The organism is Pedobacter sp. CG_S7 (genome assembly GCF_040544395.1).
Classification (GTDB): domain Bacteria; phylum Bacteroidota; class Bacteroidia; order Sphingobacteriales; family Sphingobacteriaceae; genus Pedobacter.
In genome coordinates, this window is the sequence record NZ_JBEONS010000017.1 from 40,233 (window position 1) to 66,000 (window position 25,768).

General features: G+C 32.1%; 25 protein-coding genes. 23 read left to right on the plus strand and 2 right to left on the minus strand.

From position 1 onward, the window contains the following. Positions 1 to 25 precede the first annotated feature (25 nt). Both AAKU52_RS10610 and AAKU52_RS10615 read left to right on the plus strand, forming a co-directional pair. On the plus strand, positions 26 to 1,303 hold the full coding sequence (locus tag AAKU52_RS10610) for an NAD(P)/FAD-dependent oxidoreductase (protein ID WP_354333170.1): 1,278 nt from the start codon (positions 26 to 28) through the stop codon (positions 1,301 to 1,303). A gap of 53 nt (positions 1,304 to 1,356) precedes the next feature. After that, entirely contained in the window at positions 1,357 to 1,566 is a 210-nt protein-coding gene (locus AAKU52_RS10615; RefSeq protein ID WP_354333171.1) for a hypothetical protein, read from the plus strand. Between the two features lie 61 nt (positions 1,567 to 1,627). Here the strand turns inward: AAKU52_RS10615 and AAKU52_RS10620 are convergent, their stop codons facing one another. Further along, positions 1,628 to 2,338, minus strand: a complete 711-nt coding sequence (locus AAKU52_RS10620) for a DUF4397 domain-containing protein (RefSeq protein WP_354333173.1) — start codon at positions 2,336 to 2,338, stop codon at positions 1,628 to 1,630. A gap of 176 nt (positions 2,339 to 2,514) precedes the next feature. Here AAKU52_RS10620 and AAKU52_RS10625 point away from each other — a divergent pair, with 176 nt between their 5' ends. The 15 genes from AAKU52_RS10625 (at position 2,515) to AAKU52_RS10695 (ending at position 16,975) form a co-directional block, all read left to right on the plus strand. Continuing rightward, the gene (locus AAKU52_RS10625; protein ID WP_354333175.1) at positions 2,515 to 3,096 is read left to right on the plus strand and encodes an RNA polymerase sigma factor; all 582 of its coding nucleotides are present in this window, start codon (positions 2,515 to 2,517) and stop codon (positions 3,094 to 3,096) included. After that, positions 3,080 to 4,192 carry a hypothetical protein gene (locus tag AAKU52_RS10630; RefSeq protein WP_354333177.1) on the plus strand — a complete coding sequence of 371 codons (1,113 nt, stop codon included), beginning with the start codon at positions 3,080 to 3,082 and terminating at the stop codon, positions 4,190 to 4,192. Before AAKU52_RS10625 ends, AAKU52_RS10630 begins: the two co-directional genes overlap by 17 nt. A 120-nt stretch (positions 4,193 to 4,312) precedes the next feature. Next, on the plus strand, positions 4,313 to 4,930 hold the full coding sequence (locus AAKU52_RS10635) for a TetR/AcrR family transcriptional regulator (protein WP_354333179.1): 618 nt from the start codon (positions 4,313 to 4,315) through the stop codon (positions 4,928 to 4,930). Between the two features lie 223 nt (positions 4,931 to 5,153). Then, the gene (spt, locus tag AAKU52_RS10640; protein ID WP_354333181.1) at positions 5,154 to 6,359 is read left to right on the plus strand and encodes a serine palmitoyltransferase; all 1,206 of its coding nucleotides are present in this window, start codon (positions 5,154 to 5,156) and stop codon (positions 6,357 to 6,359) included. After that, the gene (locus tag AAKU52_RS10645) at positions 6,356 to 7,477 is read left to right on the plus strand and encodes a GNAT family N-acetyltransferase (protein ID WP_354333183.1); all 1,122 of its coding nucleotides are present in this window, start codon (positions 6,356 to 6,358) and stop codon (positions 7,475 to 7,477) included. Before spt ends, AAKU52_RS10645 begins: the two co-directional genes overlap by 4 nt. Next, entirely contained in the window at positions 7,474 to 8,463 is a 990-nt protein-coding gene (locus tag AAKU52_RS10650) for an NAD-dependent epimerase/dehydratase family protein (RefSeq protein ID WP_354333185.1), read from the plus strand. Before AAKU52_RS10645 ends, AAKU52_RS10650 begins: the two co-directional genes overlap by 4 nt. Before the next feature lie 22 nt (positions 8,464 to 8,485). Next, on the plus strand, positions 8,486 to 8,938 hold the full coding sequence (locus tag AAKU52_RS10655; protein WP_354333187.1) for a phosphatidylglycerophosphatase A family protein: 453 nt from the start codon (positions 8,486 to 8,488) through the stop codon (positions 8,936 to 8,938). A gap of 1 nt (position 8,939) precedes the next feature. Beyond that, positions 8,940 to 9,311 (plus strand): GtrA family protein, encoded by a 372-nt coding sequence (locus AAKU52_RS10660; RefSeq protein WP_354333189.1) that lies wholly within the window; start codon positions 8,940 to 8,942, stop codon positions 9,309 to 9,311. Positions 9,312 to 9,313: 2 nt separating this feature from the next. Then, entirely contained in the window at positions 9,314 to 11,872 is a 2,559-nt protein-coding gene (locus tag AAKU52_RS10665) for a DUF5686 and carboxypeptidase-like regulatory domain-containing protein (RefSeq protein ID WP_354333193.1), read from the plus strand. 22 nt (positions 11,873 to 11,894) lie between these two features. After that, complete coding sequence (locus tag AAKU52_RS10670) at positions 11,895 to 13,196, plus strand: DUF4833 domain-containing protein (RefSeq protein ID WP_354333195.1); 1,302 nt, start codon at positions 11,895 to 11,897, stop codon at positions 13,194 to 13,196. Between the two features lies 1 nt (position 13,197). Then, on the plus strand, positions 13,198 to 13,821 hold the full coding sequence (locus AAKU52_RS10675) for a sterol desaturase family protein (RefSeq protein WP_354333197.1): 624 nt from the start codon (positions 13,198 to 13,200) through the stop codon (positions 13,819 to 13,821). 232 nt (positions 13,822 to 14,053) lie between these two features. After that, a complete protein-coding gene (locus AAKU52_RS10680) occupies positions 14,054 to 14,761 on the plus strand; it encodes a phosphatase PAP2 family protein (RefSeq protein ID WP_354333199.1) in 708 nt (235 codons plus the stop codon). Position 14,762: 1 nt separating this feature from the next. After that, positions 14,763 to 16,127 (plus strand): exodeoxyribonuclease VII large subunit, encoded by a 1,365-nt coding sequence (gene xseA / locus AAKU52_RS10685; RefSeq protein WP_354333201.1) that lies wholly within the window; start codon positions 14,763 to 14,765, stop codon positions 16,125 to 16,127. After that, on the plus strand, positions 16,127 to 16,336 hold the full coding sequence (gene xseB / locus AAKU52_RS10690; protein WP_354333203.1) for an exodeoxyribonuclease VII small subunit: 210 nt from the start codon (positions 16,127 to 16,129) through the stop codon (positions 16,334 to 16,336). The genes xseA and xseB overlap by 1 nt, the downstream gene beginning before the upstream one ends. Before the next feature lie 177 nt (positions 16,337 to 16,513). Continuing rightward, entirely contained in the window at positions 16,514 to 16,975 is a 462-nt protein-coding gene (locus tag AAKU52_RS10695) for a tetratricopeptide repeat protein (RefSeq protein WP_354333205.1), read from the plus strand. Positions 16,976 to 17,003: 28 nt separating this feature from the next. Here AAKU52_RS10695 and AAKU52_RS10700 read toward each other — a convergent pair whose 3' ends face one another. Next, on the minus strand, positions 17,004 to 17,432 hold the full coding sequence (locus AAKU52_RS10700) for a DUF983 domain-containing protein (protein WP_354333207.1): 429 nt from the start codon (positions 17,430 to 17,432) through the stop codon (positions 17,004 to 17,006). 656 nt (positions 17,433 to 18,088) lie between these two features. Here AAKU52_RS10700 and AAKU52_RS10705 point away from each other — a divergent pair. From AAKU52_RS10705 to AAKU52_RS10730, 6 genes are all read left to right on the plus strand, one after another. Further along, the gene (locus AAKU52_RS10705; protein ID WP_354333209.1) at positions 18,089 to 18,730 is read left to right on the plus strand and encodes a polysaccharide biosynthesis/export family protein; all 642 of its coding nucleotides are present in this window, start codon (positions 18,089 to 18,091) and stop codon (positions 18,728 to 18,730) included. Positions 18,731 to 18,774: 44 nt separating this feature from the next. Next, positions 18,775 to 21,069 carry a GumC family protein gene (locus AAKU52_RS10710; RefSeq protein ID WP_354333211.1) on the plus strand — a complete coding sequence of 765 codons (2,295 nt, stop codon included), beginning with the start codon at positions 18,775 to 18,777 and terminating at the stop codon, positions 21,067 to 21,069. Between the two features lie 256 nt (positions 21,070 to 21,325). Beyond that, the gene (locus AAKU52_RS10715) at positions 21,326 to 21,853 is read left to right on the plus strand and encodes a UpxY family transcription antiterminator (protein WP_354333213.1); all 528 of its coding nucleotides are present in this window, start codon (positions 21,326 to 21,328) and stop codon (positions 21,851 to 21,853) included. Between the two features lie 5 nt (positions 21,854 to 21,858). Continuing rightward, entirely contained in the window at positions 21,859 to 23,157 is a 1,299-nt protein-coding gene (locus AAKU52_RS10720; protein WP_354333215.1) for a nucleotide sugar dehydrogenase, read from the plus strand. A 29-nt stretch (positions 23,158 to 23,186) separates the two neighbouring features. Next, positions 23,187 to 24,608: a lipopolysaccharide biosynthesis protein gene (locus AAKU52_RS10725; protein ID WP_354333217.1), complete on the plus strand. Its 1,422-nt coding sequence runs from the start codon at positions 23,187 to 23,189 to the stop codon at positions 24,606 to 24,608. Continuing rightward, a complete protein-coding gene (locus AAKU52_RS10730; protein ID WP_354333220.1) occupies positions 24,605 to 25,762 on the plus strand; it encodes a DegT/DnrJ/EryC1/StrS family aminotransferase in 1,158 nt (385 codons plus the stop codon). Before AAKU52_RS10725 ends, AAKU52_RS10730 begins: the two co-directional genes overlap by 4 nt. Positions 25,763 to 25,768: the final 6 nt, after the last annotated feature.

Sequence of the window (25,768 nt, forward strand, 5' to 3'; positions counted from 1 at the left end):
GTTGTAGTTATACGAACTATTTAATATGCTGAATCAAAAAAAAACAATTATAATTATCGGAGGAGGGTTTGCGGGTGTTAATTTTGTAAATCAATTGGCTAACGATGATAATTATTCCATTATCTTGGTTGATAAAAATAATTACAATTTTTTCCCTCCTTTATTATACCAGGTAGCCACTGGCTATTTAGAAACGACGAACATCAGTTATCCTTTCCGGAAGCTTTTTAGAGGAATAAAGAATTTCACCTTTATAATGGGAACAGTTGAGCGTGTTATACAAGAACAAAATAAAGTTGTTTTAGACACTGGGGAGTTAACCTACGATTACCTTGTTTTTGCTACTGGAACAGAAACCAATTACTTTGGAATAGAAAATGTAAAAGCCTATTCAATTCCTATGAAAACAGTGGCAGATGCGCTTTATATGCGTAATTATTTGTTAGATAAATTGGAAAGAGCTTCAAGAGAAACAGATCCTGAAGAAAGAAAAAAACTGCTAACAATTGTTGTAGCAGGTGGAGGGCCAACAGGAGTAGAGATTTCTGGAATGTTTGCAGAAATGAAGAAAACAGTTATACCGGTTGACTATCCGGAGTTAATTCGAACAAATGCGAAAATTTACCTTGTGGATGGATCAAAATCTGTTTTAGCACCTATGAGTGAAAAATCGCAGCGTTATACTTATGATACTTTAAGTAACATGGGGGTTACAATTTTCTTGAATAGCCTGGTTAAAGATTACAGTAATGACACTGTTTACCTTTCAGACGGAAAAAGTATAGCGGCAAAAACATTGATATGGGCAGCAGGAGTTACTGCAATGACGTTTGAAGGTATTGAAAAAGAAAGTTACGGAAGAGGCAACAGGATGTTGGTTGATGCCTATAATAAGGTTTTAAATACAGAAAATATTTATGCTTTAGGGGATACAAGTCTGCAAACCACAGATCAAAATTTCCCAAATGGACATCCACAAGTGGCACAGGTGGCCATACAACAGGCCAAAAACTTAGGCAAGAATTTCAAAAAAATGGTAAATGGAATGGGATTGAATGCTTTTAGCTACAATGACAAAGGGTCTATGGCAATTATAGGGAGAAATAAAGCCGTCGCGGACATCCCGAAGCTTGATTTACACTTTAATGGTTTTTTGGCTTGGATTACCTGGCTCTTCATTCACCTTATCTCATTGATAAACAGTGGTAACAGATTGAAAACTTTATATAATTGGACTATATCCTATTTTACCAGAGACCAGTCATTAAGAGTATTAATTAAACCAATAAAGAAAGATATTTAAAGTTTTTTTCAACACTTAACATTAACTTAACATTATAAACAGATATTTGTAACATGTTTATATATGTACTTGCTATCGTATTTTACGTATTTGCCTTAATAGCTGCATTTAAAATGGAGACCCCATTAAAAGGTTTTTTGTTTGTGTTGGCTATAGCTGGCGTTACTGGGCTATTGTACCTTTTTATAAACTTCCCTGGAACTTCAGGTATATCCGTGGCTATGATGCTGGGTGCTTTTATCCTAAAGCAAGGAAGGAGATAAATTATTAAATAGAAAAAGCAGCCTTTGTTTATCAAAAGCTGCTTTATTTGTGTGTGTATACTTAGTATTCGCTTACTTGGATAGATAACTTGTGTGCATCTGTAGTTGTAGTGGCTAAGCCTTTAGCCCAAATGGTGTAGGTTTTTCCTTTTACCAAATTAACCGTGTCAAGGGTTGCTTTGATTGAATTATCTGCTTTATCTTTTAATACAAATTTCGATTTTGCAATAGCAACAGGTTTAAAAGGTGTGAAAGCTTTGAAAGCTTTATCCTCAAATTTTGTTGTATCTCCTACCAATTCTAGGCTGAGGGCAGTAGCATCAGGAGATAGGTTGATAAACCGTAAGTTTACCTGATTTTCTTTTGGCTGTGTTGGAGTGTCTTCCAAAACCAAAAAATCTAAATCCTCTGCTGTTTTTCCGATAATGAATAAGGAATGGTACATACCACCCTTTAAGCTAATCGATTTCGTTTTTAGATTTGTAAGGCTACCTGCGACGGTAACGTTTACTGATCTGCTACCCTCAAACGCCTGAAAATAGTTTAATTTTTGTCCAAACGCAATTCCTGTATTGTTAACTTTGCTGTTTCCTATATAAAAATCTAAAGTATTGGTGTTGGGATAGGCGTTAACTACAGTTAAAGCAGAAATACCTGGACTGCTTTCGTTAATATCGTTTTTACAAGAATTAAAAAATACTGCAGTACCAATTAAGGCAACAAATAAAGAAGATCTTCTTGAAATACTGTTAAATGTTAAAAATGTTTTCATGTTAAATAATTATATGATTAAATGATATAACTATAAAACGAGTGCATATTTAAAAACGCTACAGTTTAATTGAGAATTTTATTGTTTTACATTAAATAAAAAAGTTTAATATTTTTGTAGCGTTTAACAAAGAATGCACGTTTGCATTCATAATGGAGGTTAAGGCTCAGCGAAGCGTGAAAAAAACTCATCTATTTTTCCAGAATATCGTTGACGGATTAGTTAATCATGATCAGCGAATTCAGGAAACAATTTATATTCACTATTGGGGATACTTAATGGGTGTTGCAACTCGGTATATTAAGGATAGAGATATTGCTATGGAGGCTGTTAATGATAGCTTTGTTAAAGCATTTAAAAGCATGTACGCTTTTAAGCGTGCTGAAGAAATTGATGAATTCCAAAAAACTTTTAAAGCATGGCTAGCCAAAATAACCGTTAGAACTGCCCTAGATAAAATCAGGATTAATAAATCGCCGATAAGTTTCGTGGAAAATTATGAAAACTTGTTTATAGCTCATGTAGAGATTAACGATAAACTTTATGTCGATGAAATCATGAAATTATTATTTCTATTACCAGATTTACATAGAATGGTCTTTAATATGTATGAAATCGAAGGCTTCAGTCATGAAGAGATTTCAAAAATATTGAATATCCCCACAAGTTCCAGCAGAACCTACCTGACGAGGGCTAAACATAAAATGCGCGAATTATATTTAAAAATGAATGAACTTGCTGATGGAAAATCCAGATAATAATGAATTAATAATAGGAATTTCTGTACTTTTTAAAGCACATGAAGAAACTTATGAGCCTGGTTCATGGGAGAAATTTTCAGCGCAAAAGAAAAATAAAAGACCTAAGGCTATATTATGGATAGGAATGGCTGCCGCTCTTGCAATAGCCATAACTGTTGTTCCCTATGTTTTTATAAATAAGATCAATGATGTTAAGATCGTAAAACAACTAACCGCTCCAGAAAAAGAAGTCAGCGACCTTGTTCAGATTCCAGTTGAAAAAACTAAGCCTTTGGTTATAAAAAACGAAGTTGTAAAAAAAGCTATTAAAGTGAGTATTGACACCACTGCTATTATAGCTCAAACTTATGTAAATACTGAAATAACACCAACAGTAACAGAAATGGGTATTGTTGTAAAACCAATACCTGCTAAAGAAAATAATTTCTTAGAATACCTTGAAAACGAAGGTAAAATTGCAGAAGTAGTTGAAAATAAACAATCTTCAAAATGGAATTTTGGGGTAGAGCTGTTGCCAACAGTATTGCAAAACAAGGTGAACATGGGTGCGGGTATAACAACAGAATTTAGGCTTTCAAAAAGCTTTTCTATAAGTTCGGGAATTGCCTACGTTGCACTGGATGCGAGTAAAAGTATACAAAAACAGTCTATTAACATGAAATCCAATAAAAATTTGGTTTCGATAGACGCAAATATCAGTGGAATAGATATTCCATTATCATTAACCTATAATTTGAATAAACATATATATACTTCTGTAGGCGTCTCGTATTTCAATGTCTTAACTGACAAGAGGAATAATAAATACTTAACACAATTAGAGGTATCCAGCATGGCTATAAACCCTGAAAATGGGATAATGGAAACCTTCAAGACAAAGTTAGTAGAACAAAATGCAGAGGTATCAAATGAATCGCCATTACGGGGGAATAGCTACCTGGGCTTTTTTAATCTTTCTATAGGTCATAAACAAGAAGTGTTCAAGCAATATAACATTGTAATAGAGCCATTTATGAAAATTCCAGTTGGTAAATTATCAAATGAAGACCTTAAACTTGGTAACGGAGGTGTAAAGCTTCGATTTACTTTTTAACACCATATTGTTTCCTTAATGTAAACTTTAGCTCCAAAACCACGTTCCGGTACGGGGAATTAATAAATTATGTACTTTTGGACCGAAATTCAATTACAGTCCAAAAGGGTGTAAAATAAAATGGAAAAGGACGAAGCTGTAATCAAAGAAATACTTGCCGGAGCAAAAACGCTGTTTGGGAAGCATGGTTTGAAGAAAACCACGATGGAGGACATTGCCACAGCAGCAGGGAAGGGTAAGAGCACACTTTATTATTATTTTCCAAGTAAGAAAGAGATTTTTGAAGCTGTTGTTGAAAGCGAAATGAAAAACCTGGTTAAAAGCCTTAGGAATTCAGTTAATAATGCATTTACCGCAAAAGCTAAATTAAAAGCATTTCTTAAAGAACAAATTACCGCTATACTTGATTATCATAATTTTAAAGAAGTGATTTTTGAAGATGCGATGGAAAACTTTAAAGTAATGATCTGTTTAAAATCCAGGTATGAGCAAATTCAGATTGACATGATTAGAGAAATTCTTTTGGGAGGATCACAATCTGGTGAATTTAAAGAACTCTCCAATAGTAAAATGAACAAATTAGCATTTATGATGGTTACAGCATTTAGGGGGTTACACTATCCGCTAAGTATTAAAAGTGCTGAGTTTAAATCGGGGGAGTATTTTGATGGGATGATAGACCTGTTGATTGATGGAATTGGTAATGATAATCTATCTTTTGATAAAAAAAGTTTTTGATTTTTAAACAATAAATAGTTGGGTTTAATAAGTGGTTAAATATTTGACAAAAATATTATAGACTAAAACACAAAAATAGTCTATCAATGAATTACTTTTGTTCATCATAAATTAACATATTATTAATATATTTAGATTAAGTTTTAATTTGGCCAGATTGGTTGAATTGCTGTATATAAATTATTATTAAACCGCTGAAGTAAAAATTATATATAATTCAGGCATGCGTAAAAAATTACACGATAGGATTGCATCATTCAAGGAGGCAAATGCAATTAAAGAAAAAGGCCTTTATCCTTATTTTCGGTCAATTGAATCGGCACAAGACACCGAAGTGATTATAGATGGCAAAAAAGTATTGATGTTTGGTTCAAATTCATATTTGGGATTAACCAACCATCCTAAAATTAAAGAAGCATCTAAAAATGCTATAGAGAAATATGGAACTGGCTGTGCCGGCTCAAGATTTCTAAATGGCACGCTTGATATACACTTGGAATTAGAAAGAAGGCTGGCTACTTATGTAGGTAAAGAAGCTGCTGTTTTGTTTAGTACAGGATTTCAGGTAAATTTAGGTGTAATTTCTTGTTTATTGGACAGAAATGATTACCTAATTCTTGATGAGTATGACCACGCATCTATTATAGATGGAAGCAGGCTTTCCTTCTCCAGATCTATAAAGTATGCACATAATGACATGGAAGACTTGCGTAAGAAATTAAGTCGTCTTCCTGAAGATGCTGCAAAACTAATTGTGGCAGATGGCATTTTTAGTATGGAAGGTGATTTAGTAAATCTTCCGGAAATTGTGAAAATTGCTGACGAATTTGGTGCAAATATCATGATGGATGATGCACATAGTTTAGGTGTAATAGGTTTTAATGGTTCTGGTATTGCTTCTCACTTTGGACTTACAGCTGACGTAGACCTGATTATGGGAACTTTTAGCAAGTCGTTAGCTTCTCTTGGAGGCTTCATTGCTGCAGACGAGGAAACTATCGAATACATTAAACATAGGGCCCGTTCTTTAATGTTTAGCGCAAGCATGCCTCCTGGTGCAGTAGCCAGTGTTATTGCGGCTTTGGATATTATTGAATCTGAACCAGAAAGAATTGATAAATTATGGGCTAATACAAATTATGCAAAAAAACTACTACTAGAAGCTGGGTTTGACATTGGAGCAACAGACAGTCCAATTATACCTGTTTATATTAGAGACAATTTTAAGACTTTTCAGATTACAAATATTCTTCATAACAATGGGATTTTTGTAAACCCTGTTGTTTCACCTGCGGTACCATCTGATTCTTCATTGATTAGATTTTCTTTAATGGCCACTCACACTTTCGAACAAATTGAAGAAGCAATAACGAAGTTATATGATGCTTTTAAGGAAGTTGAAATTACGCCAGTTAAGGTAAGTATATGAAACGAATAATTGCTGTAAATAGCAAAGGACAATTGGGTGACTTCATAGATTTCCCGCATGAATTATATAAGGCGGATCCTAATTATGTGCCTGAATTATTTATAGCTCAGAGAGATATGCTTACCCCTGGTAAACATCCTTTTCATAAACACTCTACTTTACAGACTTTTTTAGCCTATGATGGCGAAATAATTGTAGGTAGAATTGCAGCTATCCAAAATAACAATCACAATACGATAAATAATGTTAAAGATGGTTTTTTTGGCTTTTTCGATTGCATCAATGACCAGGAAGTTGCTAATTTACTGGTGGCCGCTGCATCAAATTGGTTGAAAGATAGAGCAATGACGACTATGGTAGGGCCTGTAAATTTCTCTACAAATGATATTTGCGCCTTACTGATAGAGGGCTTTGATGGACCTCCGGTGGCAATGATGCCTTACAATGCACCTTATTATTTACAATTGCTTGAAAATTCTGGTTTTAATAAAAAGGTAGATTTAAGGGCTTACAGGTTTTCAGCTGGCAATTACAATGATAGGTCGGCAAAATTGGTTAATGCATTACAAGAAAGATTAACTAGAAGCAATATTGTTATTCGAAACATTAATCTCAAAAACTTCAAACAAGAAGCTGCGGCTTTAAGGGAAGTTTATAATAAGGCATGGGATAAAAACTTAGGGTTTGTACCTATGACCGATGATGAGTTTGATTATACTGCAAAGGATTTGAAATTAATTATGGATCCTGATTTCTGTTTGCTTGCCGAACAAGAGGGAAAGATAGTTGGTTTTGCTTTAGCTATTCCAGACATTAACCAGGTTTTGATAAAAATTAAACGTGGAAGATTGTTTCCTACAGGTTTATATAAATTATTGACTCAAAAAAAGAAAATAGAAGGAATTCGTATTTTATTACTTGGGGTTGTTGACGGGTATCGTAAAATGGGAATTGAAGCCTGCTTATATGGAAAAATTATCCAGTCTTTCCAAAAGAAGAAAATGAAATATGCTGAGGCCTCCTGGACCTTGGATCATAATGAGCTCATTAATAAGCCTATTGAACAAATTGGAGGCGAATTGTATAGAAAGTATAGAATTTTAGAAAAATCTATATGAAAAAAAGGGTGTTAATAACTGGTGCCAGTGGCTTTGTTGGCTTTCACCTTTTAAATGAAGCTTTAGCTTCAAATTTAGAAGTATTTGCAGCAGTGCGCGCCAATAGTGATATTGAACATCTTCAGCATCTTCCAGTTCAATTCGTGAACCTGGATTTTAGTTCTATTGATAGTCTCAAGGTTGAATTAGCTAATAAACAGTATGATTACATCATTCATGCTGCGGGTATTACTAAAGCGAAAACTGAAATAGAATACAATAATATTAATGCAGAATATACGAAGAACCTGGCCTTAGCGGCTAATTCTTTATTAAAACCTATAGAAAAATTTGTATTCATTAGTAGTCTTGCTGCTTTGGGTCCTTTAAAAGTTATTACTGGTGAAATTAAAGAAGATTCTGTAGCAAATCCAGTAACCAGCTATGGTAAAAGCAAACTCCTTGCTGAAGAAACATTAAAAGATATTAAAGGTTTACCTCTTGTAGTTTTTAGGCCAACGGCAGTATACGGACCTAGGGAGAAAGATATACTGATCTTGTTCAAGAGTATTAATAGAGGATTAGAACCGCATATTGGTAAATTTTCTCAGCAATTAAGCTTTATTTATGTTGAAGATTTAGCAAGAATAATTGTTAAGGCTCTTGGTTCTGGGGTAAAGAATAAAAGTTATAATGTGTCTGATGGGCATGTATATAACCGTTATGCACTGGCTAATTTAACGAAAGAATTTTTACAAAAGAATACTATTAAATTTCACCTACCAGTAGCCACTGTTGATGGTTTCGCTACATTATTGGATTTCTTATATAAAGGCAGTAAAGCAACTCCTGCCTTAAATAAGGATAAAATGGCAGAGTTAACGGCGGTTAACTGGGCATGCAGTATAGAAAATATTAAAATGGATTTAGGTTATGAGCCGAAGTTCAATTTGGAGAAGGGATTGAAAGAGACTTTGCTTTGGTATAAAAATAATGATTGGTTATAAATAATAAAAGATTACGAATTGCATGTTGTTTCATAAAATCACATCTACAAGCCTTGGAATAGGTTATTTTGGCAAAGGGGCAGGAACTGCAGCGGCTGTTGCAACCTGTATCGTTTGGTATTTAACTCAATTGAATGCAAGTGATTTTACAACAGCTTTCATCATCACAATGTTGATTACAATTTTGGGCATTTGGTCTGCTAATGTTGTTGAAAAAAGCTGGGGTAAAGACAACCAACGAGTAGTAATTGATGAAGTATCTGGTATGTGTATTACCTTATTATGGATACCTGTAACCCCTGTTAACATTTTAGTGGCTTTACTTTTATTTAGGTTTTTTGATATTTTAAAACCTTTATTTATTAAAAAATTAGAGAAACTACCGGGTGGCTGGGGTGTAATGTTTGATGATATATTGGCTGGTATCTATGCAAATATCATATTGCAAATCTTATTAAAGTTAAATTTTTTATAAAATGGCGACTTTTTTAAAGGCTCAGGTCGCCTCACTTTCAGCTTCAATATTTGACTTTCTTACCACATTAGTCTGTACGCAGTATTTACATTTTTGGTATGTATTAGGGAGTGCAAGTGGAACAATTGTTGGGGGTATAATTAATTTCAGCATGGGTCGTCATTGGGTTTTTGGTGCATCAAATAAAAGAGTGAAATTTCAAATTTTGAAATATGCACTAGTTTGGTCTGGAAATTTTATGCTGACCACTAGTGGCGTGTTCCTGGTCACTCATTATTTGAATATCAATTATATAATATCAAAAATAATCGTCACCAGTACTGTTGGGGTAATTTATAACTACCTGATGCAGAAGAAATTTGTATTTGCATAAAAATGAAAAATCACCTTAAAAAATTAACTTATATTTGGGCCTTTCTGCTGCCATTAATGGCATTCCAGGTTTCAGCACAAAACACAATAGTGACAGGTATTGTAACCGATGCAAAAGATAAAGATCCTTTACCTTATGTAACATTGTTGTTCAAAGGAACCAGTATTATTACTAGAACGGATGCTGATGGCAAATTCACTATAAGTTCTCCAGGAAATTATTCTGAATTACAATTTAGCTTTGTAGGATATGGTACAAAAATTATAGCTATAAAGCCTGGAGAGGTACAAGAAATAGCTGTAAAAATGGATGCTGAATCTACATCATTAAACGAAGTAGTGATTAGCAGTGGAAAAAGACCTTCCTATAAAAACAAAAATAATCCTGCGGTAGAACTTATTAGAAGGGTTATTGATCATAAGAATGCTAATCGTATGGAAAGTTACGATCAGGTTGAATATAAACAATACGAAAAGATGGTCTTTTCAATGAGTAATCTTTCTGAAAAGTTTAAAAACAAGAGGATTTTTCGTAAATATCAATTCCTCTTTGATGAACAAGATTCCACAAAAATTGGCGGCAAAAATATTCTTCCAATATTTATACAAGAGAAATTATCACAAAATTATTATAATAAAAATCCCGAGAAAAATAAAATGATCGTATTGGGCGATAAATCTGTTAATTATGAAACACCCCTAATAGATAGTAAAGGTTTAAGTCAGTATTTTGAAAGAATGTATGCAGATGTAGATATCTATGCTAACAATATATCTCTAGTAAGTAATCAGTTTTTAAGTCCGATTGCAGATGGTGCCCCTACTTTCTATAAATTTTTTATAACGGATACAATAAAGTCACACAGCCCTCAACTGATAGAGCTTTCTTTTATTCCAAGAAACAATACTGACCTATTATTTGAAGGACGAATTTATATCACTATGGATGGGAATTATGCTGTTCAGGATGCATTTCTGACTGTAAATAAAAATATTAATCTGAATTTCGTAAGGGCGTTAGAGGTTAAATTAAACTTTGAGAAAAATACAGCAAAGCGTTATTATTTGAATAAAACCAATCTACTTGTTGATTTTGGTATTAATAAGAATAAAGGTGGTGGTTTTACTGGGGAGCGTATTGTAACACTTTCTGATTATCAAATAAACAAGAAACAGCCTGAAGATATTTTCCAAGGTCCTAAAATTGTTATTGTGCCCGATGCTGAGAAACGTGGTGATCAGTTTTGGTTGGAAAATAGAACAGACACTTTATCTGCGGGAGACCTTAAGATTTATAAAAACGTAGACACCTTGAAAAACATGAGTTCATTTAAGAAAACAATGGATCTTGTAACATTACTATTTGCAGGCTATAAAGATTTTGGACCTTTTGAAGTTGGTCCAGTGAATACTTTTTATAGTTTTAATAATGTTGAGGGGTTAAGGTTACGATTGGGAGGACGTACAACACCAGCTTTAAGTAAAAGATATTACTTCGAAACTTATAGTGCTTATGGGTTTAAAGATGAGAAATGGAAATACTTTTTAAGTGGGACTTATTCTTTGAATAACAAGTCTATTTATTCATTTCCGCAAAGTTACCTTAGAGCAAGTTTTCAAAGAGACACAAAAATACCAGGTCAGGAGTTGCAATTTGTACAGGAAGATAATTTTCTTTTATCCTTCAAAAGGGGGGAAAACAACATGATGCTCTATAATGATATTTACAAGGTAGAGTTCATGAAAGAGTTTGAAAATCATTTTTCTTACAACGTTTCTTTAAAAAAATGGTCCCAAAAACCCGGTGGAGAGCTTTATTTTAACAATATTTTAGATGGCAGGCCAAATGTTATAAATAATATCAATACTTCAGAAATAGGTTTTGCTTTCCGTTATGCAAAAAATGAACGGTTTTACCAAGGTAAAATATACCGCACACCTATTATAGATAAATATCCTGTATTTAATTTACGCTATATTGCTGGTTTAAAAGGTTTACTCGATGGGGAATATAACTATCATAAATTTAATGGAAGTATTGATAAGCGTTTTTACCTTTCACAACTGGGCTATTCAGACGTTACCGTTGAGGGTGGTTATATCTTTGGTAAAGTTCCATTTCCATTGTTAAGTATACATCGAGCGAATCAAACTTATGCTTATCAGTTGAATTCCTATAATTTAATGAATTTTCTTGAATTTGTAAGTGATCATTATGCTAGTTTAAATATAGATCATAATTTTAATGGCTTCTTTTTAAATAAGATTCCTTTAATAAAAAAGTTAAAGCTTCGGGAAAGTGTTTCTTTTAAAATTTTGTATGGTGGATTAAGGGCAGAGAATAATCCGGCATACGACCAGTCCTTACTTCAGTTTCCAGTAGCCGACAATGGTGTTTCTACAACTTATAATTTAAATAAAGACCCCTATATGGAGGGAAGTGTAGGAATTGGAAATATTTTTAAACTATTAAGGATTGACCTTGTTAAAAGGTTCAATTACCTTGATCATCCTGTAATATCTGAATGGGGTATTCGCGCTAGAGTAAAATTTGATTTTTAATTAAAATAATAAAACAAGAATAATGGCTGCAATAACATTAAGAGATCGTCTACAACAGGGAATTTATGTTGTCATAAACCCTTTTGTGAAAAGTCTTATCCGCATAGGTTTAACTCCAAACGCGGTAACAACAATTGGCCTGTTACTTAACATTGGAGTAGCAGTGATTTTTATTTTCGGTGCAGAAAAAAGCAATCGAGGAGACCTATCTTTTGTAGGATGGGGAGGTGCATTGGTATTAGTAGCTGGTTTATTTGATATGCTTGATGGCCAGGTAGCACGATTAGGAAATATGAGTTCAACTTTCGGTGCATTATACGACTCTGTATTAGATCGTTATAGTGAGTTAATTATGTTCCTCGGTATTTGTTATTACTTGGTTTCACATCATTATTTTTTAAGTTCACTTTTTGCCTTTATTGCGCTAATGGGTTCTATGATGGTTAGTTATACCCGGGCAAGAGCAGAAGGTTTAGGTGTTGAATGTAAGGGAGGTTTAATGCAACGTCCGGAGAGAGTTATTACGATAGGAGTAGTTGCCATAGCATGCGGAATTACTGGACATTATATAGGTGGTGATTATAAAGTGTATGTTTCTGGGATTTCATTCCATGTATTTGAAACCATGTCTATTTTTACTATTCCAATTACAATAATGGCATTTATGACAAATATTACTGCTGTTCAAAGATTAAATGACGCGAAGAAAGCTTTAAATTTAAGGGATTTGGAAAAAAAAAGTAGTTTCAAGAATGGTAAAGTAATTATGTTTGCAATATTAATCATTAATACAGCTTTGGGATTTGGTGTTGTAAAAAATGTGTATGCACAAGTAGACCAAAGTAATCCATCCACTATTAAATTTCCAACACCCAAAGGAATAAAAAATCAATTATTTTATCTTCAACGAGATCCAAATACAAATACCATAATTTATGAACTAAATATGGATACAAAAGGTAAGATCATTACCAAGGATCCTGTTAAAGTTTATTGGATGAGATACCAGGATAATGGCGAGAAAAAAGATTTAAACTATATACAAAGGAAATTTGCCTACGGTATTGAATCTAAAGCTTTGGGTAATAATCAATATCAGCTTAATTTTGTTTCCTATAAAAAGTTTCCAATGTACTTATTGAAGTCGGAAATTGACAATAAATACCATATTTATGTTATGGCAAATAATAAAAAAATGCTTCTGGAAAAAGTATTTGTTCGAATAGAAGGTGGCACTTTCTGGGTTCCAAATGTTAAATATGTTGAACTGAGAGGAATAAATTCTAAAAATAATGCAATTATTACTGAACGTATAAAAATATAGAATGATGAAAAAGAATTTTGTATCAAACTCTTCTGATTCTATCAGAATGTTTAAGAATAATTTTTTGGAAAGCTTATCTAAAGTGAGCTTTTATATACCATTATTTGTTTATTTGCCAGTTATCTTTTATTTAGTGTGGTATTCTCTTTTTTATAACCAGATAAATATCCTTTTTTTTACGGTTTATGTGATACTTGGATTATTTATTTGGTCATTTACAGAATATATACTACACCGTTATTTGTTCCATTTTTATCCAACAACTGAATGGTTGCGGAACATTCACTTTATTTTTCATGGTGTACATCACGATTATCCAAATGATGCAAAACGTTTAGTGATGCCACCGTCTGCTAGTATTCCTTTAGCCATACTTTTCTATATCCTTTTCAAGTATTTATTGCCGGTTGGAACAAACGACGCTTTTTTTATTGGATTTATAAGCGGCTATCTGGTTTATGACATGATGCACTATGCACTTCATCACGCAAATTTTAAAAATGGTTTCTGGAAAAAACTTAAACAACATCACATGCTACACCATTATTCCGACGCTTCTAAAGGTTACGGGGTAAGCTCCGATTTTTGGGATAGAATTCTAAGATCAAATTTTTCAAAGAAATAGAATGCCCGAAGATTTACCGCTTAAAATACGACTTTTTACGAGCACAATTTTAATAAAGACAACATTAATTTCGTTATCTTATCTGATTTTGTCTAGATTCCTTGTGGGTTTTAAAAATGATCAGCTCGTATTGATCACCATATTTAATGTTTGTTTTTACGCTTCATTGTTCACAAGGAAATTAATACTTGGTTTCTCAATTTTTATTATATATTGGATTTTGTTTGATTATATGAAGGCATTTCCAAACTATTTGCACCAAAATGTTAATGTTGAGAATCTATATAATTTGGAGAAAAGTCTATTTGGGATAAATTTAAAGGGTATTAAGGTAACACCCAATGAGTATTGGCTGGTCAATAGTAATATTATAATAGATGTATGTTCTGGTTTCTTCTACCTCTTGTGGATACCCGTACCTCTAGCATTTGCTGCGTATTTATTCTATTATAATCGAACACAATTTCTTTATTTTTCTTTCACCTTCTTACTTGTGAACTGCCTTGGCTTTATAATTTATTATATTTACCCAGCAGCACCTCCTTGGTATATTCAACAACATGAATTTCAGTTTATACCAAATACAAAAGGTAATACAGGCGGCTTGATTAGATTTGATGATTTTTTTAATCTTCCAATCTTCCAATCTATTTACATCAAGAGTTCAAATGTTTTTGCAGCCATGCCCTCTCTTCATTCTTCTTATCCAGTTATTGTACTCTATTATGGGTTAAAAAACAAACTTGGCATAATTAACGTTTTTTTTGCATTCGTGATGTTAGGGATATGGTTTGCTGCCGTTTATACAAGTCATCATTATCTACTTGATGTACTTGCCGGAATAGGATGTGCCTTAATTGGGATACTATTTTTTAACTGGATAAAAACATTTAAATCAATAAGGGTATTAATCAATAAAATGGTTGCAATAATTAATTGACATGAATAAGCCTGCGCTTTCACCTGCTGTCATAACATTATTAGATCTTAATCGGCAAATAAGGCAAGCCATTGATGGGGTTTTTAATGGTCTAACATTTTGGATTATTGCTGATATTACCAGTTATACTTACAAATCAGAAACTAATTATCACTATTTTGAACTTGTAGAGAAAGATAAATTATCATCAATTATTGTAGCTAGAATGGCAGGAAAAGCCTGGGGTAATGCTTCGATAAATATCACAAACTTTGAAGAAGCTACTGGTCAGAAATTTAAGAATGATATCAATGTTCTTGTGCAAGTAAGTGTACAGTATCATGTAGCATACGGTTTGCAGTTTAACTTAATAGATATTGATACAAACTTTACTCTAGGACAATTTGAACAGCAACGGAATGCAACTTTGGCAAGGCTTGTAAAAGAGAATCCCTCTTTTATCATAAAAGTAGGGAGTAATTATTTGACTAACAATAGCAAACTTTATTTTAATAAAGTTATTCAACAGATAGCTGTAATTGCTTCAATTACTTCTGCGGGCTTACAAGACTTTGAACATACTTTAGCGAGTAACACGTTCAACTACCTTTTTAAAGTCGATCGCTATGATGCAAAGGTTCAAGGAGAGGAAAATGCTAAACCATTGTTGGAAAAATTAATAGAGGTTTACCATTCAAAAAAGGTATACGATGCGATAGTAATTATAAGGGGCGGTGGTGCGCAATCTGATTTCATTCTTTTTGACAATTATGAACTTAGTCGTGCTATAGCAAAATTTCCAATCCCCATAATTACTGGAATTGGTCATCAAAAAAATGAGACTATTGTAGACTTGATGGCACATTCAGCTACTAAAACACCAACGAAGGCTGCAGAGTTGATAATAGCACATAATAGAATATTTGAAGAAAGCCTGATAAGGATGCAGAAAATGATTATAATTAATAGTCAGCAGCAATTGGTTTTGCACACTAAAGCGCTAAATAATTTTAAAGGTTATTTTTTTAGAGACGTTTTAAGATTATTACATGAACATCAACGCCATATTATGGGCATATCTGGTATATTTATTAATATGCCTATAATGTTGCTTACTAATCAAAGAAAAGATGTTGCTACACTAATAGATAAAATTAAAACCTTTAATAGGATATTTCTTACTCATAAAAAAATAAAAATTGATCATTATCAATCAATTGTTAAGGTAATGAGCCCACAACATATTTTAAACAAAGGGTTTGCAATCATTAAATTAAATGGAAATATTATCAGTAATTCCCAATTAATTAATACTGGTACGGAATTGATTATACAACTTGCAAAAACAGAAATTATAACAATAGTAAAATCTAAAAAACAACGATAATGGAAAGCAATCTTAGTTACGAAGATGCCTATAAAGAGCTCGCAGAAATAGCACATGAAATAGAGATGGAGTCCATTTCTGTAGATGTGTTAGCAGAAAAAGTAAAAAGAGCTTCAGATCTTATTACTTTTTGTCAATCAAAACTACGATCAACAGAGGATGAAGTTGGAAATATTATAAAACAAATTGAAAATCAATCTGAAAAGTAATTATTTGATAATATCAAATTTATTTTGATATTATCAAATAATTTATTACTTTCATTAATTACTTGTATATTAAACACTTAAATAAAAATCGGGATATAAATCTACTAGGTAAATTATATAAGGAGCATTAAATTCTGTTTTAGAATCAAACCATTAAAAATAATTCCCCAGTCTAAAATGAATAATATAGTTAAAACTCCAAATAAAATTGAACACCTTGAGTTGACTGAACAACAACAAACGTGGATTAATAATTATGCTCAAAAAGGTAACGATGAAATTGAGAATGAAAATTTTGAGCATGCGATAGGTTGGTTTACTAAAGCTTTGGAGGTCATACCAGAACCAAAGGATCAATGGGAAGCAACAGGCTGGTTAAGCGCTTCAATTGGTGATGCCTGTTATTATTTACAAAGATATGAAGACGGTGTCAATAATTTGCAACAAGCTTATAAAATTTATGGGCCTGACGATGCAAATCCATTTGTACTTCTACGCCTTGGCCAATGTTATTTTCATTTAGGAGAAAAAGAAAGTGCAAAAGCATACTTGCTTCAAGCATATCTGCTTGAAGGCCGGGATATGTTTGAAGATGAACCATTGTATTTTGATTTTTTAAAAGCTACCACGTTAATATAACCCGACATTTGTGTGGAATTTAAAAGCTTTATTTTTTAGAAACTCCTTTTTCTGGTTGATAATTAAGTCCTGGCGACAGCCAGTAAAGCAGTATTAATCTTGAATACCTATAATTAAATGGGGCAAAAATTAATATTGTTGCCAATAATACACCTACAAAATACCACAAGTTTTCATAATCCAGCTTTAATCCAAATACATAAGAAGCTACACCAGCAGAGATTAACTCTGCAACGTTCATTGCGTAACTTACAAACATAGCTACATAAAAATATCCAGGTTCCCTTTCAAATCTAAGCTTACAATGGGGACAATACTCATTCATTTTTTGAACGGAAAAGCTATAAGTAGGACCAGTGAACACTTTTCCAATTCTACATCTAGGACACTTTGAGTGTGTAAAAGCATGCCATTGTGGTATATGAACTATTTTCGTGCTGTTAATGCTACTTTCCATTATAATTATTTTTAATGATATTTTCAAATCTGTCAGTGATCCAAACACCTACAAAGGTATATTTTATGTAAAACTTGAAGGTTAAATATTGTATAAATGGATATTACATATCCTTGTCCAAAGATACCTATAATTGAAATAATTATGTTAGTATTTACTCTAGTCAAAATGGTAATAATTACTTATGTAATTAGTGAAATATTAAAATTAATGCCAATATCAGGTTAAAAAGTCGAAATTTACAGCCTCTTTTATTAAACTTAAACAGGCTCTCATTAATAAATAGACAATTAAAATTCTAAATTATTTCGTCAATCGATTATACATGTTGCCTTGAAATTGTATAATTATTTTCAGTCTTTAAGCAGGTTTAATAGCAAATATTGTGTAATTGTTACAATTATGTGTATAAATATTATCACAAATTCACAATATAATTCACAATTGGATAAATTAATTCTTTTTTAGCGTATAAGTTCATAGATTTAAATCATATTATTTAATGTAATATTTATTAATCTTAATAGGAGGTTTAATTTATGAAAAGAAACTACATTTATTGTGCATTATGCATAATACTATTGAATGGCTGCGCTAAACGAAATTTGGTCTATTTCAGTGACCTGACATCGAAGAATGAAATTACCACAAAAATCATGAATGATGGTATCCCAAAAATACTGCAAAATGATATATTAAGTATAACGGTAAACAGCACTAGCCCTGAGTCTAATGTGTTATTCGCATCAACATCTAATGCTATTGGCGCGAATGGTTTATATGAAAGAGAAGGATATCGTGTAAATAACGATGGGAAAATTAAATTCCCTGTTCTTGGGGAAATTAAAGTTGAAGGATTAAATATTGTACAAGCCCAAAGTCTAATAGAATCTGAACTTAATCGTTACGTTACCAATTCTGTAGTAAATGTTAAATATTTAAATTTCAGAATTACAGTAATTGGTGAAGTCAGCAATCCATCAACCTTTATTGTTCCAAATGAAAAGATAAATCTCCTTGAAGCTTTAGGCTTAGCTGGAGACATGACTCCCTATGGGAAGAGAGAGAATGTATTAGTGATTAGAGAAGTTGATGGTAAACGGACTATGGCCCGCTTAAATTTAAACAATCAGAGTGTATTAAACTCTCCCTATTTTTATATGAAACAAAATGACGTCATATATATCGAACCTGATAAAACAAAATCAATTGAATATAGCAACAGTTCACAAACTATGCCTTTAGTTGTGGCGGCAATTTCAGCAATTGCAGTTCTTGCTACCGCGTTACTTCAATAAGTATTCTCAGTTAAATTATTTAAAAATCTTAAACTAATTTTGTTATGGCTATAAATAAACAATTTCAGGGTAAAAAGCCTGATATGCAATTACAAATCATGAAATATGTTAGATATTGGTATTTTTTCGCAATAGCTATATTATTGGGTATTGGAGGTGCATACTTTTATCTAAAAATTACTGTACCTCTTTATAAAATAACTAGTACACTTTTAATCCAGGATGACTCAAAGGGAGATGGTATATTAAAAGGCACTGCATTTAGTGATTTAAATATGTTTAGAACCTCAAGAACCGTTGATAATGAAATTGAAGTCTTACGATCCAGAGACTTAATTTATAAAGTTTTGGTGGGTATGTCATTTGAAACAAGTTACTCCAATAAGCTTCCTTTAAAAAAGCAAGAGTTGTATGGAAATACTTTACCAATAAAAGTAATTGTAAAAAAATTAACGGATCAAGCTTATCATAAAGAAATCGCAATTAAAATAATCAATGATAATCAATACATTTTAACTGATGATGATAAAAAATTTACCTATCAGTTTAATCAGACAATTAACAGGCCTGCTTATGAAATTCAAGTATTTAAAGGACCTGCCTTTTCAATAATTAACAAACCGGTATATGTACAATTCAATGATCTACATCAATTAGCTGAATCTTATAGTACTAATAAACTTAATATTTTGCCTACAATAAAAGAAGCAAACACTATAATGATTTCTTTATTAGATGAAATTCCACAGCGTGGAGTTGATTTATTAAGCCTGTTGATAGAAACTTATAACCAGGAAAATGTAAGTAATAAAAACTTAATGGCTGTTAATACGATTAAATTTATTGATGGTAAATTAAAATTTCTTTCCAAAGATTTAAATGGAGTTGAACAAGATGTGGAAATTTACAAAAAGAATAACAGGGTAACCGAGTTAGGTGCAGATGCACAAATGAATTTAGAATCATCAGGATCTTATAATCAACAACTTGAATCTTCTACTGTACAATTGAGTTTGGTTCAGTCTATAATTTCTTATCTTAATACCACAGAAGATCAGTTCGATTTAGTTCCAACCACACTTGGCCTTAAAGATCCGGTTCTCAACTCTTTAACTGATAAATACAATAATTTACAAATAGAAAGACAACGTTTATTACGTACAAATAGGAAAGATAATCCATTGATTACTAATATTACTGAACAATTAGTTGGTCTTAAATTCAATCTCCTTGAAAACTTAAAAATGATTAAGAATGGATTAATTCTTGAAAAGAATAATTTTTCTGATAGATCTTCATTATTTGAAGCTAGGCTAAGAAGTGTACCTGCTATTGAAAGGGGTTTGTTAGAAAAAAGCAGAGAACAAGGTGTTAAAACAACTCTTTACCATTATTTATTACAAAAAAGAGAAGAAACAGAATTGTCTTTATCTTCCACTATACCAACTTCACAAATCATTGACAAGCCTGCGTACAAATCAATTCCAGATAAACCAAAGGTTCAATTAGTTTATTTACTTGGTATAATATTTGGATTTTTAGCACCTGCTTCTGTTATCTATAGCAGAGATAAACTTAACTCAAAAGTTAGAGATTTGCTTGATGTGGAATACATCACAGGAACTGCAAGAGTTTTAGGGGAGCTTACACACAAAGAAATTGGAGAGTCCATAGTGGTTCATAAGGACAAAAGCACCACGATTTCAGAACTATTTAAATATATCCGTTCTAATTTAAACTTTTTACAGGCCAATAATAATACCCAAGTATTGCTGATTACTTCTAGTATGAAAGGAGAAGGAAAGACTTTTTTCAGTGTTAACTTAGGGATTACTTTATCCTTAGTTAGCAAAAAAGTAGTCATACTTGAATTTGATTTACGTAAACCAGATTTATTAAATAGCATGAAGTTAACTTCCAAAATAGGGTTAACCGAATATTTAACAACAGAAAACCTGACCGTTAATGATATTTTAATCCCTTCTTCTACGTCAGAGAACCTTTCAGTTATTGGATGCGGTTCAATACCTGAAAATCCTTCTGAACTTTTAATGAGTGAAAAAATAAATGTTTTATTTCATGAGCTAAAGAAGAGATTTGATTATATCATTCTAGACACCCCACCTGTTGGTCAAGTAGCTGATGCTTTTAGCCTGGCTCCATTCGCAGACGCAAGTATTTACCTTGTTCGGTATAATTTCACCGAGAAAAGTGAACTTGGAATATTTGAGGAAATATGCGAAAATAAAAGGCTAAAAAATCCTATGCTAGTGTTTAATGATGCTAAAAAGGAAAATAAAAATGTTTACCGATATGGTCGATATTCATACTCTTCATAGTTGACAATATCATAAGTGACTTAAAAATCCTTTATGATTTTATAATATTCAAAATATTTTGTTGTAAGATTTTTGTGATAGCTATTTTAAGAATAGGGGTGAATCAATATTAATTATTATTAGTACAAGGTTTGTAAGCTATTTCATTACAAATAAAAAATTAAAATACAGGTTAATTTTAAAAGCAAAATACTCATGTAAGTGAGGTAGCGAAGCTATGTCATAACGATACAATCTTAACATATAACACAACAGTATGGAAAATTTAAACAACAATAAAGTATCAAACGTGAGGAAATGGTATGTGATTTACACTAGGTCAAGATGGGAGAAAAAAGTAGATCAACTCCTTCAAATCCAAGGAATAAATTCCTATTGCCCTTTAAGAAAGGTACAAAGTAAATGGGCTGATAGAATCAAGAATATTGAACTTCCTTTATTTAGTTCTTATGTATTTGTTCATATATCACCTAAAGAAGAGTTGAAAGTAAGGTTAACATTAGGAGTAATGAATTTTGTCTATTATATGGGGAAACTCGCACAAATACGACCAAGTGTTATCGATTCCATAAAAGAGTTTCTACAAATTTATCCTGAAGCGGAGGTGATGAGTTTACAAGGTATGGAGGTTGGAGACCGTGTAAAAATTAAAGAAGGAATTATGAAACAAAAACAGGGGCAGGTTATAAAATTGCAGGGGAAAGATGTTTTAGTTTTTATTGATAGTTTGAATTGTGCATTAATAACGAAAGTGCCTTCTTCAAATTTGGAACTAATTAATTAACCGAGATGAATCTTTCTAATAATAAAGAACATAAAATTGCTGTAATTGGCCTTGGTTACGTCGGATTACCTCTAGCTGTTGAGTTTGCGAAAAAATTTAAAGTTTTCGGATTTGATATTAATAATCAACGAATAGAAAATCTTAAGGCTGGTATTGACCATACTAAAGAAGTTGAAAAAAATGAGCTAATTAATGTCCTTACAAATGACTGTACTAAATTAACTGGCCTGTATTGCACAAATGATATAAAATTGCTTATCAAATGCAATATTTTCATTGTAACGGTTCCTACACCTGTTGATAAAAATAATAGACCAAATTTAAATCCTCTTTTGAATGCCAGTAAAATAATTGGAGAAATTTTAAAGAAAGGTGATATTATTATCTACGAGTCAACGGTCTATCCAGGAGTTACTGAGGATGAATGTGTACCTGTTTTAGCCCATCATTCCGGCTTGAAATATAATATTGATTTTTTTGTTGGTTATTCTCCAGAAAGAATTAATCCAGGTGACAAAGAGCATTCCGTTGCAAACATTTTGAAGATAACATCTGGTTCTACTGATGAATCTGCACAAATTATAGATGACTTATATAGATCAATAATTATAGCAGGTACTTTTAAAGCTTCTTCTATAAAAGTAGCAGAAGCAGCGAAAGTAATTGAAAATGCACAACGAGACATTAATATAGCTTTTGTTAATGAATTGGCAATGATTTTTAATAAACTGGGAATTAATACGCAGGAAGTATTGAATGCAGCTGGTACGAAGTGGAACTTTATGAAATTTCAACCTGGTCTTGTAGGTGGGCATTGCATCGGTGTTGATCCCTACTACCTTGCACAAAAAGCTCAAGAAGTGGGATATCATCCTGAAATTATCCTGGCTGGGAGAAGAGTCAATGATGGGATGGGGGCCTATATAGCTGATGAACTAGTGAGACACATAGTAAGAAAAGGAAATATAAATAACAACGAAGTCTTAATCTTAGGTTTCACATTTAAGGAAAACTGTCCTGATGTCAGAAATACCAAAGTGATTGATATAGTCAGAAGGTTGAAAGAATATCATATTAACGTCGATATTTTCGATCCATGGGCTGACCCAAGCCAAGTGGAACATGAATATGGTGTTATTTGTAAAAATAGTAAATCTGAATTAAAAAAATATGATGCAATCATTCTTGCAGTTGCACATCATAAGTTTAAGGATATAGATATTTCCAGTATGTGCAATGAGAATGCTGTGGTATATGATGTTAAATCCATGTTGCCACATTCAATTGTTGACATGTCCTTATAATTACACCCATGAGTTTGATCAAAAAAACCATGTCTGGTTTACTATGGACATTTATACAACAGTTCAGCATTCAGCTAATTGGTTTTGGAGTGACAGTTATTTTAGCTAGAATTTTATTGCCTGAAGAATTTGGATTGATAGCAATGTTGACCGTATTTATTTCTATGGGAAATACCTTATTAGATAGCGGCTTGGCATCTTCTTTAATTAGATCTTCTGACCTTACACAAAAAGATTATTCTACAGTGTTTTTTTTCAACCTAGGTGGAAGCATACTTATATATTGGATCGTATATTTTGTAGCACCAATAATAGCTTCTTTTTATAACCATGAAGTATTAACACTTATTTTAAGAATTTACGCAATTGGCTTTATAATTAATGCATTTTATAGTGTACAAAATGCAAGGTTAACGAAAGAGATGAATTTTAAAATTCAAATGACCATTCAAATCCCATCAGTATTAATAGGTGGAATATTAGGTGTGTTTTTGGCTTTAAATGGATTTGGAGTCTGGAGTTTAGTTTGGATGAATTTATTCCAATCTTTTTTATCTACAATACTACACTGGATTTATTCTGGTTGGAGACCAAGTTTAATTTTTAACAAAGTTAGTTTTAAAAAGCATTTTAATTTCGGCTATAAAATGACGCTAATTGGGTTAATGGATCTTTTATATAAAAACATCTACACATTAATTATAGGGAAATATTATTCCGTCGTACAGTTAGGGTTTTACTCAAGAGCTGAATCTTTAAGTCAGCTACCAATCAGTAACATATCTGCAGTAATTAATAAAGTTACTTATCCTGTGTTCGCCTCAATAGTAGATGATAATGATAGATTAAAGTCTGTGTATAAAATGCTAATGCAACAAGTGCTTTTTTGGAACGCACCAATATTGATTTTTCTCGCAATGATTGGGGAACCTTTATTTACTTTTCTATTTACTGAAAAATGGATTGCAGCAGTACCATATTTTCAAATCTTGTGTTTATCAGGAATTATGTATCCTCTTCATTCGTATAACTTAAATATTCTAAAAGTTAAAGGAAGACCTGATTTGCTTCTAAAACTAGAAACTATTAAAAAATCAATTTGTATAATTGGAATTTTATGTATTATACCTTTTGGGATTTACGGTTTACTTTATTTCCAGTTATTTTTTAATTTCCTTAGCTATTATATCAATTCAATATATAGTGGAAAATTGATCGGCTATCCTATTTCTGAACAGATTGCAGATATTACCCCAACTTTTGTTACTTCCTTAATTATAGGGATTTTGTGTTATATGGTGGACACCATGTTCTTAAAGACATTTTCCTTATTTAATATTACCAGAATAGTAATTAACGGTCTATTCTTTTTCATATTATATTTAGGTAGTAGTACACTCCTTAAATTAACGCCAATACTTGATTTTAAACAATTAATCTTAAAAAGATGATACCAGTAACAAAACCTTTTCTTCCTAAAATAGGAGAATTCGAAGAATACGTTAACAGCATTTGGGAGCGGAAGTGGCTAACTAATAATGGCCCGCTGGTTAACGAATTAGAGTTGAAGCTTAAAAAATATTTAAATATAAATCATCTGCTTTATGTTTCAAATGGGACAATAGCACTTCAATTTGCTATAAAAGCACTTGGATTATCAGGAGAAATATTAACGACTCCTTTCTCCTTCGTGGCTACTACAAATAGTATCATATGGGAAGGATGTACTCCTGTTTTTGTAGATATTGATGCTGAAACATTTAATATTGATCCACAAAAAATTGAACAGGCTATAACACCAAAAACTACAGCAATTTTAGCCACGCACGTTTATGGAAATCCATGCAATATAGAGGCCATTCAAGAAATTGCAGACAGACACAGCCTGAAAGTAATCTATGATGCTGCACATTGTTTTGGCACTATGTATAAAAATAGATCGATTTTTGAATATGGAGATATTAGTACAACTAGCTTCCATGCAACTAAACTTTTCCATACAATCGAAGGTGGCGCTGTATTTACAAAAAATCCTGAATTGCTAAAGAAAATGGCATCAATGAGGAATTTTGGACACGATGGTCCAGATAGTTTTTCTGAAGTGGGGATAAATGGTAAAAATTGTGAATTTCATGCCGCAATGGGGTTGTGTAATTTAAAGCAGATAGATGAAATTTTAGATAAAAGAAGGTTGTTGTCTTTTTATTATTGGAGAAAGTTAAGTAATCTACAAGCAAAATATCCAAAGCTAAATGAGAGCTTAGATTATAATTATGCATATTTCCCGGTTTTGTTTGATGATGAAAAACTTATGCACAAGTGTTTGAAGGCGCTTGAAAATGAAAAGATTTATTGTAGAAGGTATTTTTACCCTTCACTTTCTACTTTACCCTTTGTTTCACCTTCCCATATGCCCATTTGTGAATCTGTAGCGAATAGAATTTTATGTCTACCACTGTATCATACTTTAACGAGCAGTGATTTAGACCTCATTACTAGAGTGATTTTAAGGGCTCAAAATTATGATTTACCTTCAGAAAATGAAGTTGAATTAAATGATGGTAATAATAAATTGGAGTTCGTACAAGATTTACCCGGTAAATAAATTTAT